At 40.0% G+C, this 12,938-nt stretch carries 11 protein-coding genes; 10 read left to right on the forward strand and 1 reads right to left on the reverse strand.

Features of this window, described 5'->3' with window-relative positions; translation table 11 throughout:
- Positions 1 to 4 precede the first annotated feature (4 nt).
- From mutL to VEB00_07795, 9 genes are all read left to right on the forward strand, one after another.
- Complete coding sequence (gene mutL, locus VEB00_07755) at positions 5 to 1,825, forward strand: DNA mismatch repair endonuclease MutL (protein HYF82906.1); 1,821 nt, start codon at positions 5 to 7, stop codon at positions 1,823 to 1,825.
- A gap of 43 nt (positions 1,826 to 1,868) precedes the next feature.
- On the forward strand, positions 1,869 to 2,810 hold the full coding sequence (miaA, locus tag VEB00_07760; GenBank protein HYF82907.1) for a tRNA (adenosine(37)-N6)-dimethylallyltransferase MiaA: 942 nt from the start codon (positions 1,869 to 1,871) through the stop codon (positions 2,808 to 2,810).
- A gap of 81 nt (positions 2,811 to 2,891) precedes the next feature.
- Positions 2,892 to 3,149, forward strand: coding sequence for an RNA chaperone Hfq (gene hfq / locus VEB00_07765; GenBank protein ID HYF82908.1), 258 nt, complete (start codon positions 2,892 to 2,894; stop codon positions 3,147 to 3,149).
- Positions 3,150 to 3,262: 113 nt separating this feature from the next.
- The gene (locus tag VEB00_07770) at positions 3,263 to 4,555 is read left to right on the forward strand and encodes a methionine gamma-lyase family protein (GenBank protein ID HYF82909.1); all 1,293 of its coding nucleotides are present in this window, start codon (positions 3,263 to 3,265) and stop codon (positions 4,553 to 4,555) included.
- A 161-nt stretch (positions 4,556 to 4,716) separates the two neighbouring features.
- On the forward strand, positions 4,717 to 6,627 hold the full coding sequence (locus VEB00_07775) for a glutamine synthetase (protein ID HYF82910.1): 1,911 nt from the start codon (positions 4,717 to 4,719) through the stop codon (positions 6,625 to 6,627).
- A gap of 128 nt (positions 6,628 to 6,755) precedes the next feature.
- Entirely contained in the window at positions 6,756 to 7,397 is a 642-nt protein-coding gene (locus tag VEB00_07780) for a TetR/AcrR family transcriptional regulator (GenBank protein HYF82911.1), read from the forward strand.
- A complete protein-coding gene (locus VEB00_07785) occupies positions 7,369 to 8,079 on the forward strand; it encodes an ABC transporter ATP-binding protein (protein HYF82912.1) in 711 nt (236 codons plus the stop codon). The genes VEB00_07780 and VEB00_07785 overlap by 29 nt, the downstream gene beginning before the upstream one ends.
- Positions 8,079 to 10,430 (forward strand): FtsX-like permease family protein, encoded by a 2,352-nt coding sequence (locus VEB00_07790; protein HYF82913.1) that lies wholly within the window; start codon positions 8,079 to 8,081, stop codon positions 10,428 to 10,430. The genes VEB00_07785 and VEB00_07790 overlap by 1 nt, the downstream gene beginning before the upstream one ends.
- A gap of 12 nt (positions 10,431 to 10,442) precedes the next feature.
- Positions 10,443 to 11,669 carry an efflux RND transporter periplasmic adaptor subunit gene (locus VEB00_07795; protein ID HYF82914.1) on the forward strand — a complete coding sequence of 409 codons (1,227 nt, stop codon included), beginning with the start codon at positions 10,443 to 10,445 and terminating at the stop codon, positions 11,667 to 11,669.
- Positions 11,670 to 11,712: 43 nt separating this feature from the next.
- Here VEB00_07795 and lexA read toward each other — a convergent pair whose 3' ends face one another.
- Entirely contained in the window at positions 11,713 to 12,333 is a 621-nt protein-coding gene (lexA, locus tag VEB00_07800; GenBank protein HYF82915.1) for a transcriptional repressor LexA, read from the reverse strand.
- Positions 12,334 to 12,606: 273 nt separating this feature from the next.
- Here lexA and VEB00_07805 point away from each other — a divergent pair, with 273 nt between their 5' ends.
- Entirely contained in the window at positions 12,607 to 12,897 is a 291-nt protein-coding gene (locus VEB00_07805; GenBank protein HYF82916.1) for a LysM peptidoglycan-binding domain-containing protein, read from the forward strand.
- Positions 12,898 to 12,938: the final 41 nt, after the last annotated feature.

The following is a 12,938-nucleotide window of genomic DNA, read 5'->3' on the forward strand; positions in this document are numbered from 1 at the left end:
AAAGATGGGTAAAATATATGTGCTTGATGAAGCTACCATTAATAAAATAGCAGCAGGAGAAGTAATAGAAAGACCTGCCTCCATAGTAAAGGAGCTGGCAGAGAACTCTATCGACGCAGGAGCTACTGCTATCAGCATTGAGATACAAGAGGGCGGTAAAGCCTATATAAATGTATCAGACAACGGATGCGGCATAATGAAGGAGGACATAGAACATGTGTTCTTCAGGCATGCAACCAGCAAAATAAAGTCCTCCAACGATCTTCTGGGAATACTCACCTTGGGCTTCCGGGGAGAGGCAATGGCAAGTATAGCTGCAGTATCTGAGGTAGAGCTTATGACAAAGGCAGAAGAGGATACCTCAGGCAGCCATGTAATCGTAAAGGGCGGCAAGCAGATAGATGGTACAGACATTGGCTATCCTACAGGTACCAGCGTTACAGTAAGGAATCTTTTCTTTAATACCCCTGCAAGGTTGAAGTTTCTGAAAAGTGACACTTCAGAGCAGGGTGCTATAGTTGATATTGTAGAAAAACTGGCACTTACCAATACTGGAATATCTATGAAGCTTACAGTAAACAATAAGGTTGTTCTGCACACTCCCGGGAACGGCGACCTGCTTTCGGTAATTCTCTGCATATATGGCAAAAATATTGCAAAAGCAATGCTGCCCCTTGATTATTCAAATGATATCATAAGCATAGACGGATATATAGGTAAGCCTGAGATAGCAAAGGGAAACTCAACCTATATGACCTTTTCCATAAATAAAAGGTATATAAAGAATAGAATGATGGCAGAAGCAATGAAGCAGGCTTATAAGACGCTGCTAATGAATAACCGTTATCCCTTTAGCGTTATAAACATTGATATAAAATCAGATATGATAGATGTTAATGTTCACCCAACAAAACAGGAGATAAAGTTTTCCGATGACAGGGCAATTTTCAATACTCTATATGTGGCAGTTAAGAACTGCCTAAACAGCAGCAAACTCATATTTGAAAGCTTTGAAGATAGTACTGAACCTCAGGCAGCGGCCAGTGCTCCATACCAGAACACCCGTTCTGAGGCATCGACGATATTCGAAAGAAGGACTGAATATGAGCCTGCTAAAATCAATTTTGATCAGCTATCCTTCAAAAATGAAGAAGCTTCTACTCCCAGAGTTGACAGCTTCCAAAAGCAGTTCAACTATGTTAGGAAGCCAGAACAGGAAGTAATTGAGAAAACTCAACAAAAGCTCCATACCTTGGAGCTAAATGTAATTGGACAATTGTTCGGAACATATGTTCTAGGGCAGCAGGAGGATACCTTCTATCTGATTGATCAGCACGCCGCTCATGAGAGGATAATGTTTGAAAATATCAGGGAGAAGTATAATACAAAGAGCATTTCCATGCAGGAGCTTATGATGCCTATAATAATAGAGCTGAGTCCCGCAGAGAAGCTTTTATATTCTGAGAACAGCCTGATATTCCAGAATCTCGGTTTTGAAATTGAATGGTTCGGAGAGAATACTCTTGCAATAAGAGCTATACCAATAATAATGGGAGAGCCTTGTACCGGAGAGTTCTTCAGCAACATACTTGATTCTCTGAAGGAGGCAGGAGGCATTGCGACCTCTCCTTTGGAAAAGATTATTATAAGTATGGCCTGCAAGAATGCAATAAAAGCTGGTGACAGCATTACGACCGAAGAAACCAGAGAGCTGATTGACAGACTTATGAAAACAAACCAGCCATATACATGTCCTCATGGAAGGCCTACAATAATAACAATGAGCAAGTATGAGCTTGAAAAAAAGTTCAAGAGGATAATATAGATTTTGCAGAGGTGTGGAAAATTTGACATTAGCTACTAAAGAACTGCCTAAAATATGCATACTTGCAGGACCTACTGCCGTAGGAAAGACTGACGTATCCCTGGCTTTGGCAAGGAACTTATGCGGAGAGATAATATCGGCAGACTCTGCTCAGGTTTACAGACATATGGATATAGGCACCGCAAAGCTTAAGGAAGACGAGATGCAAGGTATAAAGCACTACATGATAGATGAAGTAAATCCCGATGAAGATTTCAATGTAGCGCATTTCAGGAACAGGGCTGAAGAATATATCAGGGACATCAATGAAAGAGGAAAGCTGCCAATTATCACGGGAGGGACTGGACTTTATATTAACTCCCTCTTGGACAATCTGGATTTTACGAAATCCATATCTGACGAGGAATTCAGGAACGAAATGCAGGAGATAGCTGACAGCAAGGGCTCTGATTATGTTCATTCCATGCTGGAAAGTGTTGATCCTGCAAGCTATAATAAGCTGCACCCAAATGATCTCAGACGGGCTATCAGAGCGTTAGAGGTTTACAAGTTCACTGGCAAGCCAATATCGTATTTCCAGGAGGAATCCAAAAAACAGCCGCCAAGATATGACTTTGTTTATATAACACTTGCTATGGACAGGGAAAAGCTCTATAGCAGAATAGAACAACGAGTGGATAAAATGATGACAGAAGGGCTTGTGGAAGAAGTGGAAGGACTTCTGGGGATGGGCTACGGCAGGGACTTGACCTCTATGCAGGCACTTGGCTACAAGGAGATTGCTGATTACCTTCAAGGTACGATATCAAAGGAGGAGGCAGTGAGAGTCCTTAAAAGAGACACAAGGCACTATGCAAAAAGGCAGCTTACATGGTTCAGGAGAGATCCCCGCATATTTTGGGTTGATTCTGACAGCTTCCATAAAAGGGAAATTTTGCTGGAAAATATTATTAGGTATATTGCAGGAAAAATTTCTTTAGTATAGAATAAATATCAAGTGATTATATAATAATATAAATATAATAAAATCTGGAAATTGGATTATTTTATTTTGGAGGGGAATTGAATGAATAAAGTAAATATAAATCTGCAGGATGTATTTCTGAACCAGGTCCGCAAAGAACATATCACTATAACTATATACCTGGTTAATGGATTTCAGCTCAAGGGAAATGTAAGAGGCTTCGATAATTATACTATTGTACTGGATAACGAAGGCAAGCAGCAGCTGGTATATAAGCATGCAGTCTCAACAATAATCCCGGTAAAACCTATTAACTTCGCATTTACTGACAACAGACCTCAAGAGAACACTATTAAATAAATACATATTATAGATGCAAGCCCTTGTAGATTTACAAGGGCTTGTTTATTTGCCTTGAATTGCAAAATATGATAAAATATATTGTTAATATAAAAGAAAAATGAGGTGCCGCAATGCATTACAAAACAACAGATTACTTGATTAATAAGCTGAACATCAGCAAGAAGATAATTGACATATGTGTATCTACTGAGGATGAGGTTTCCGGTCAGTTTGAAAAAATCGACGAAATCAGGGAATTCAACCAGTACAAAGTGCTAAGCGCTATGCAGAAGAACAGGTTAAGCGACATGCATTTCAATTATTCTACTGGTTACGGTTACGGTGATGCCGGAAGAGAAACCATTGACAAGGTATATGCAGATATTTTTGGCTGTGAGGATGCTCTTGTGAGGCCTCAAATCGCCTCAGGAACCCACGCATTAGCGCTATGCCTATTTGGTGTTCTGAGACCAGGTGATGAGCTGCTTTCTGTTACTGGGAAGCCCTATGATACCCTTGAAAATATAATTGGAATTAAAAATTGCCCTCCCGGCTGCCTTAGGGATTTGGGCGTGAGCTACAACCAGATAGATCTAACCGAGGCTGGCAAAATTAACTATAGTGAAATAACAAAGAAGATAAATGATAAGACAAAGATGATACTGATACAGCGGTCACTGGGCTATTCATGGAGACCTTCGCTGACTCTGGAGGATATAGAATATACAATAAAATTCATCAAAATAATAAATCCCAATATAGTCTGTATGGTAGACAACTGCTATGGGGAGTTTCTGGACTTCAAGGAGCCTACTGAGGTAGGTGCAGACATAATAGCAGGCTCACTGATTAAAAACCCAGGGGGAAGCATTGCTCCCACTGGAGGCTATGTATGTGGTAAGGCTCACTTGGTGGAGATGGCTGCCGGCAGGCTCATTGCACCTGGTATAGGTAAGGAATGCGGTGCAACCTTGGGGATAAACAGATTGTTCTTCCAGGGATTGTTCCTTGCTCCTCATATTGTGGCTGAGGCAGTGAAGGGAGCTGTATTCTGCTCGAAGCTTTTCAATAAGCTGGGTTTTGAAGTTAACCCCGAGTATAATTCCCGCAGGAGCGATATAATCCAGGCAATTAAATTTGGCAACAGGGAAGCTCTTATCGCTTTCTGCCAGGGTATACAGAAGGGGTCGCCGGTTGATTCCTTTGTTAGCCCTGAGCCATGGGATATGCCGGGCTACAATGACCAGGTAATAATGGCTGCCGGAGGCTTTGTACAGGGAGCTTCTATTGAGCTTAGTGCTGATGCACCATTAAGACCACCCTATATTGCATATCTGCAGGGAGGGGTAACCTTCGACCATGTAAAAATCGGATTGATTTACGCTCTGCAGAACTTGACAAATAAGGGATGCATAAACCTATAGTAAGTGAATTAAGTGGTATTAATAACATCATTAGAAAGTATAATTAGTACAGCGTTCCCAATTTATTTACATTAAACTGTCATAGTGGTATAATCTAAAAATATTATAATACAGTAAAAAAATATTAAGAGGTGAATGGAATGACAAATCTTTCTGACCTTATTAAGAATGACTTGATATATGTTATCGATCCCAGGGATTATCAAAAAGAAGAGCTTGTAAGCCTCTTAAAAAATCATCCCGAAATACGCTTTGTCTCTTTAGCTGCTGCGGACCTTACCGGCAACAGTACAGATGAAAGAATTCCCATAAAGGTATTTTTTGATGATATTGAGGAATTCCTTAACGGTGCAGTCCAGACAGACGGCTCCAGTGTTGTGCTCCCTGGCATAGCTAGCTTGAACAATGGCAAGCTTGATATTGTTGCGGACAGTAATTGTTTATGGTTTATTGATTATAACTATGAAAACATTGACTATGAAACAAGCAATCCAGTAGGTACATTAAGAATACCATCCTTTCTGATGCATAATGGGAAGTATGTGGACTCCAGGTCTATTTTAGTTCGTGGAGTTGAACGCTTCAAGACTTCTGTGATGGAACTTTTGAAAAAATACCCCGGGATTTGCGGTGAGTACGGTATCAGCTGCAGCGATATACATGAGATTGTGCTCACCTCAGCTACAGAGCTGGAGTTCTGGGTAAAGACACCTAATGACAAGGCGGATGTAGAAGCATTGTCAGCATCACAGGAGCTGCAGGAATCATATTGGAAGAGAACCAAGGGCGTAGTAAGGACTTCTCTGGAGCAATCACTGCTATTAATGGGAAAATATAATCTGAACCCCGAAATGGGACATAAGGAAGTTGGCGGCATTAAAGCCAAGCTTGACGAAACAGGCAACCTTACACATATTATGGAGCAGCTGGAGATAGACTGGAAATATGACAACGCTTTGCAGGCTGCAGATAATGAAAAATGGGTCAGATACATTGTAAAGGAAGTATTCAGGAAAAACGGACTTGAGGTGACATTTCACGCAAAACCTATTGAAGGGGTTGCAGGCAATGGAGAACATACACATGTGGGAGTAGCTGCAAAGCTGAAGAATGGTAAAATGCTGAATATTTTCACTCCAGCCGATATGAAGAAAGACTTTTTAAGCTCACTGGGTTATGGAGCTCTAATGGGTCTATTGAAGAATTATGAAGTAATAAATCCTTTCATATCCTTTACAATAGATTCACTGAACAGGCTAAAGCCGGGCTTTGAAGCTCCAATATGCATAGTCAGCTCCCTAGGACATAATGTTGAAACACCCTCAAGAAACAGAACCATTCTTGCAGGTTTGGTCAGGGATATGGGCAATCCACTTGCCACAAGATTTGAGGTCAGGTCGCCTAACCCACTTACAAATACTTATCTTGCACTGGCTGCATTTTACCAGGCAATGCTGGATGGAATACAAGCTGTTTGCGAATCAGGAAAGACAATAGCTGAGCTGGAAGCAGAAATATCAAAGGATCCGGAGGCAGAAGGCTTCTATCTTGAAAAAGGCAGAGCATACAGAAGCGAAGAGAATGTATTCGAGCATTATTCCCCTGAGGAAAGAAACCGCATATTCGGAGTGCATCCTGCAACAGTGTATGAAAACATCTCCAATCTTGAAAAATACCCTGAGAAGCTGGAGGTACTGATGAATGGCGACGTATTGGATGATAAGCTTGTAAAAAGCTTCAGTACAGCTGTAACCAATAGATGGGTAGCAGAAATACTTAACAGGCAGCTGCCTGAGAATATGGATACAGTAAGAAAGTGTAAAGCTGTTCACAATGTTCAGAATGCTCACGACCTTGATATAACTTATTGGGCTCAGGTTGACCAGCTGCGTCACTATCTTATGAAGGATACCTACAACTCCAAATCCTTGTTTACCAAGATTAGAGAAGCGGCAAAAGAAAAGGATTACGAGATGTTATCACAGCTTCAGCAGGAAATGACCTTTAAAATGAGCGAACTAAAAGAGATATACAGCGATTATATGAAAAATTTGATTGATATTGAAGTATAATGGTCTAAAGCCACCCGATTTCGGGTGGCTTTCTTGTTGCAAAAGTTTCCATAAGGAATATAATTATAATAATGTACTATATGCGTATAAAAGTATAGTTGTCCGACGATTAAGGAGTGATGTTATAAATGGCGAGACAAAGCGAAAAGAAGCTAAAGAGACTTTTGGAAAAATCAGAAGAGTTATTCTGGAATTATGGCTATAATGCTGTCTCTGTAGATCAGATAGCGGCTGAAGCTGGAATAAGCAAGATGACGATATACAAACATTTTCACTCAAAAGAGGACTTGTTTATTGAAATTATGAAAAACAGTATAGATTATCACATGGATAAGATAAAGGAAATCATTAAAGAGAAATATCATACAATTGAAAAAATAGAGCAGATTTATAATTATTCCATAGGTCTAGCAAAGGAATACCCCAATATATTATTGAGGGATATAATTGAAAAAAAGAGTATCCTAGAAAAGGTTACTGCAATGAAGTTAGAGAAAGCTTTGCCCATATGGCAGTATATTTTAGAGGATGGTATGAGTAAAAAAGAAATCCGAGAGTTGGATTTGGTTTTTGTATCGGAGCTCCTCATGAACTTGCCAAGTGCGATTAAAAATCTGGATTTTTTGAGAGATAAAAGTAAAATGATGAAGTTCTATGAAAACTTTATGGATTTTATAAAATACGGTTTATTGGGCGGAATGGAGAATCAGCAGTGCGTGGCTAGAGAGGAGGGGGTAGATGATGCAGAAAAGCATACTGATGAAAGTTGAAAACATCAGCAAGAATTATAAGATGGGTGAGATAAGTGTTGATGCCCTTCAGGAAGCAAGCTTTAATGTATATGACGGAGAATTCATTGTTATACTTGGACCCAGCGGATCCGGGAAAAGTACTCTCCTAAACATTCTCGGAGGTATGGATTTGCCTTCTGAGGGAAGGGTGCTTGTCAAAGACGAAGAAATAAACAAATACAATGACAGAAAGCTGACCGCATACAGGAGAGATAAGGTAGGCTTTGTTTTTCAGTTCTATAACCTGATGGCCAATCTTACTGCAAAAGAAAACGTGGAGCTTGCCACTGAGATGTGCAAAGAGGCGTTGGATATCGATAAGGTTATGGAAGAAGTAGGACTTGAGGATAGAAAAGATCACTTTCCTTCACAAATGAGCGGCGGCGAACAGCAGCGTGTCGCAATTGCCAGAGCGGTAGCAAAGAATCCGCTTCTGCTGCTTTGTGATGAACCGACAGGAGCCCTTGACTATAAGACTGGCTTGCTGATTTTATCATTACTGCATAAAATCAACCGTCAGTTTAAGAAGACCGTTATAATAATAACGCATAATATGGCAATTGGAGATATGGCCGACCGTGTGATAAAAATGCGAAGCGGACGGATAGTAGAAATAAAAGAAAATGAGAATCCTATTCCTCCTGAAAGGATTGAATGGTGATGAAAAAGCTGGATGTCAGACTGCTGCGAATGGTAAAGCATTCAAAGGGACAGTTTATTTCAGTCACTGTGATTGTAGCTGTTGCCTTATTAATATATATAATGTTCAATATGACAACCATAAATATCGGAAATGCTGTGGAGCATTATTACGGTACTACCAATATAAGCGATTTGGAGGTTGAGCTTATAAGAATCCCCCAGACTGCTCTTTCCGATTTAAAATCAATACAGGGAATTAGTGATGTGCAAGGGCGTGTCAGCGTTGATGTGCCGCTTCAGGTAGCTGATAAGGATGAAAAGGTAAGAATCAGAATAATGTCAGTTCCTGAAGGCGGTGGAAAGATAAACAAGCTGTATGCTCCAAAGGGTGAGCTGCCGGAATTGGGTGATGACAATGTGATATTACTGGAACAATTTGCGAAGGCAAGGGGAACGAAAACAGAAGATATTATAACACCATATATCAACGGGCGAAAGCATAATCTAAAGGTTTCAGGCATTGCTTCCAGCTCGGAATTCATATATCTCATGGAGAACGAGCAGGCCCTTCTGACTGATCCTAAAAAGTTCGGGGTTGCTTACGTCAGTGAAACCTTTGCTCAATCGGTATTTGGATATAGAGGATACTATAACGAAGTGCTGATAACCTTGCAGGACCAGGATAATATCGATGATATAGCCGACCAAGTGGAAAAAAAGCTGGATAAGTATGGAGTAAAGAGAATAACCAAGCTGGAAGATCAGCCAAGCAACAATATTCTTATGCAAAAAATAGACGGAATTAAACAGATGTCTGCTTTGCTGCCGGTATTATTTCTGGTGGTTGCAGCAATCATAATATCTATTATGCTTTCAAGGATTGTCAATAATGACAGAATGGCAATAGGAGTATTGAAAGCTTTGGGATACAGCAATAATAGAATTCTTTCCCACTACACCAAATATGCCTTGGCGATTGGCCTGGTGGGTTCGGTTACAGGAATTGCAGGTGGATTGTTTTTATCAAATCCTTTAAGTCAGGTATTCGTATCATTTTTCAATATGCCTCTTGCTGGATTGCAAATTCAGTACAGCTATATTATAAGCGGTATCTTTCTTACCAGTATATTTTGCATAGTCTCAGGACTATTTGGTGCCAGAGGGATACTCAAAATAATGCCCGCTGACTCTATGCGGCCGGAAGCACCGAAAGCAGGCAAGCGAATCCTGATTGAAAGGGTAACCTTCTTCTGGAGGAGGCTTCCCTTCAGCTGGAAAATGGTCATCAGAAATATCATGAGAAATAAGAGAAGGTTTGCATTCCTGGTATTGGGTTTGGCATTGGCCTATGCAATAAATACCGTTCCATTGTACATGTCAAATGCCATGGTAACTATGTTTAAGGTTCAATACGAAGAGTATCAGAAAATGGATTATACAGTAGAGTTTTCAAAGCCGTTAAATGAAAGAGCGATAAAGGATATAAGCCATATAATTGAGGCAAGGTTAATTGAACCGAAGCTGGAGTATCCCTTTGAGCTTACGAATGGTTGGAGAAAGAAAGCAGTCGGGATCATTGGCGCGCCGCAGCAAACAGCTTTTTATAAGTTCGTGGATAGAGATAACAATGTTGTAAGCTTGCCGGATAATGGGATTTTTATTACTGAGGCACTGGCAAAAACACTCAATGTAAAAAAAGGCGAAACAATAGTAATACGAAGCTTTCTGCCTGGTAAAGACGATGTAGTGCTCGTCGTTGCCAACATAGTCAAACAGTATCTCGGGTCAAATGCCTATATGAATATCGATGTAATGGAAGAGCTGCTTTTGGAAAAGGATATGGTAACGGGGGTCAACCTTGCAACCGATGACAATCTGAAAGAGAAGCTAAAGGATGTTAAAAATATCTCTGCAGTCCGCTCCAGTGGTGATATTCAGGAATCCTTCGAGGAGTACCTTGATACCATGATTGCTGCAATAAGCGCTTACATGCTGTTCGGCGGAATCCTGGGATTTGCACTGGTATATAATGCAACCATCATAGGGATATCTGAGCGTACTAATGAATTTGCAGCTCTGCGTATTATGGGTTTCGACAAAAAGGATATCTACGGGATGATTGGCAAGGAAAACGCTATAATGGCTGGAGTTGCAATATTGGTCGGAATTCCTTTGGGCTCGGGGATGATTACTGGCATGGCCGAATCCTTTAGTTCAGAAATGATAACGCTTCCTGTCATATTAACGCCAACAATTTTTGCGCAGGCAGCCGCGGCCTCGGTCATATTTACGATAATCGCACAGCTGGCTACGCTGAGGAAGATATATAATCTAAACTTTATAGAAGCATTAAAGAGCCGCATATCTTAAGGGGGATTGAAAATGAAGAAAAAAATTATCTGGATAGTTGTAATCCTAGTATTGGCAAGTATAGTTGTTTATAAAATCAAATCAGGGGGTCAGGCAGTGTCAGTTGAATTGGCGAAGGTCTCCAAGGGCGACATTGTTGAATATGTTGAAGAAACAGGGGATCTTATGCTTGAGACTGAAACTGAAGTATATTCTACAGCAGCAGGAAGAGTAACCAAAGTGGCGAAAAATGTGGGTGAAGCAGTAAAAGCAGGAGAAACACTTGTGGAGATAGATAATGATTTGCTGCTTCAGATAAAAGCACTGAATGCTCAGAAGCTGTCAATTTCAGCTAAGTATGACGAAATCAAAAGCTCGGCGGAGGACGAGGAGATAAGAAGACTAAGTGCACAGGTACGTGCTGCAGAAGCTACATACGAGGAATCAAAAAGTGCAGCTGAAAACAATAAGGTATTATTTGAGGCAGGAGCTATAAGTCTGGACACCCTGAAGAGTTTTATTACAAAGCTGGCAGCAGCAGAAGCAAACTTGGAGACAGCTAAAAGCAACCTTGCAGCAGCTCAAAAAGGTGCATCGGAGAATGTTAGAAAGCAATATGAAGCCCAGCTTTCTGAAATACAAGCGAAAATAGAGCAGCTGGAGAAAAAATCTGAGGATATGGTTGTCAGATCACCTATAGACGGTTTGGTTATGGCTTGCGAAGTAGAGGAAGGCAATATAGTTCAGATGGGTTCGAAATTATACGAAATTGGCGGTTCAGAAGGATTGTTCCTGGAAAGTGAAATTTTGATTGAAGACATAGCAAGGGTTAAGCTGGGTTCACCTGTAATAATAGAAAATGAAGATTTAGGAATAGAGGAAATGAAGGGGACTATTAGAAAAATATATCCAAAAGCCTTTAATAAGATGTCAGAGCTTGGCATTGAGCAAAAAAGAGTCAAGGTAGAGATTGCTTTGAATGGCGCAGTTGAAGAGCTGAGACCGGGTTATGACATGACTGTAAAAATCATTACTCAAAGTAAGAAAGACACACTGCTGATAGCGGAGAAGGCAATCTTTAATTACCAAGGAAAAGATCATGTGTTTATTAATGAAAAAGGCTTGGCAAAACTCAGAGCCATTGAAAAGGGACTTGAGAGCAACGAGCAGGTTGAGGTGCTCAAAGGCTTGAACGAGGGAGAGGAAGTCCTTCTGTCGCCTGATGAGAGCTTGGAAGAAGGAGCTAGAATAAAACAATAAAGAGGCTTAAAAAGCCTCTTTTGGTTTGTATAGGTTTAGAACACTATCTTATACTCCTGAATACTCCTATAACCTTGCCCAGTATTGAAAGATCCTTGACTATTATAGGCATAAGATATGGATTCTCCGGCTGAAGTCTGAAATAATCCTTTTCTTTATAGAAGGTCTTTACAGTAGCTTCATCGTTAAGCAGTGCAACAACTATATCACCATTACTTGCTACTGACTGCTGCCTGACTATAACATAGTCACCATCGAATATACCGGCATTTATCATGCTGTCACCCTTTACTACAAGCATAAAAGCGTCACTATTCCCAATGAAATCAACAGGAACGGGGAAGGAGTCCTCAATATTCTCTTGTGCAAGTATTGGAAGACCAGCAGTCACCTTGCCTACAATCGGCAAATCAACCATTTCTTTTTTGGATGTAATTAAGCCGCTGCCATCAAGAACTTCTATAGCACGAGGCTTAGTTGGATCTCTTCGTATGTAACCTTTTCTCTCAAGCCTTTCCAAATGTCCATGCACAGTAGAAGTGGATTTCAACTCTACTGCATCGCAGATTTCTCTAACAGAAGGGGGATATCCCTTTTTATTTATTTCTTTTTTAATAAAACGCAAGACTTCCAACTGCTTTTTGCTTAAATCATCAATATTCATATTAACACTCCATTTTCTATTATATGGATTGCCTAAGCAATATTTACAAAGCCACTACAGCTCATGGTAATTATAACATATTGATTATATAATTTCAAACATATGTTCGTAATTTTGCATGTTTTTACCCGTTTAAGACAAGAAATATAGCTTAAGGGATTGAAATTACTACATTATTCACGTAATGGAAAAATTTAAAATAAATCTTGACACAGTACATATGTTCGTATAATATAGAGGTATGGAACACATGTTCGTATTGGAGGTAATAATATGAAGAGATATAGAATTAAGAGCAAAACAAGGTTTTTGGTTTCGGTAAGTCTGATTATGATTATTGCAGTATCGTCGCTATTTACATTGGTTGTAAGCGCAAAAGGCAATAATGAGGTTACATTAGTACCTGAATATGTTGAAGCCGGAGATACATTATGGAACCTGTCTGAAAATTATGCAGGAAAAATGGATATAAGGAATTATATTTCAAGAGTGATGGATATAAATGACTTGCACAGCGCAAACATAATGCCTGGAGAGCTTCTGTATTTTCCAAGCTATAAATAAAAGGTGCATATAATAATATAATTATACGCACCCTCCGGCAG

The sequence above is a fragment of the Clostridia bacterium genome, assembly GCA_035628995.1.
Lineage (GTDB): Bacteria > Bacillota > Clostridia > Lutisporales > Lutisporaceae > BRH-c25.

Excerpts from the sequence above, each read along its gene's own strand:
- VEB00_07785 (HYF82912.1), top strand. The coding sequence starts at position 7,369 with ATGCAGAAAAGCATACTGATGAAAGTTGAAAACATCAGCAAGAATTAT.
- VEB00_07790 (HYF82913.1), top strand. The coding sequence starts at position 8,079 with ATGAAAAAGCTGGATGTCAGACTGCTGCGAATGGTAAAGCATTCAAAG.
- lexA (HYF82915.1), bottom strand. The coding sequence starts at position 12,333 with ATGAATATTGATGATTTAAGCAAAAAGCAGTTGGAAGTCTTGCGTTTT.
- VEB00_07805 (HYF82916.1), top strand. The coding sequence starts at position 12,607 with ATGAAGAGATATAGAATTAAGAGCAAAACAAGGTTTTTGGTTTCGGTA.
- hfq (HYF82908.1), top strand. The coding sequence starts at position 2,892 with ATGAATAAAGTAAATATAAATCTGCAGGATGTATTTCTGAACCAGGTC.
- VEB00_07795 (HYF82914.1), top strand. The coding sequence starts at position 10,443 with ATGAAGAAAAAAATTATCTGGATAGTTGTAATCCTAGTATTGGCAAGT.
- mutL (HYF82906.1), top strand. The coding sequence starts at position 5 with ATGGGTAAAATATATGTGCTTGATGAAGCTACCATTAATAAAATAGCA.
- VEB00_07770 (HYF82909.1), top strand. The coding sequence starts at position 3,263 with ATGCATTACAAAACAACAGATTACTTGATTAATAAGCTGAACATCAGC.
- VEB00_07780 (HYF82911.1), top strand. The coding sequence starts at position 6,756 with ATGGCGAGACAAAGCGAAAAGAAGCTAAAGAGACTTTTGGAAAAATCA.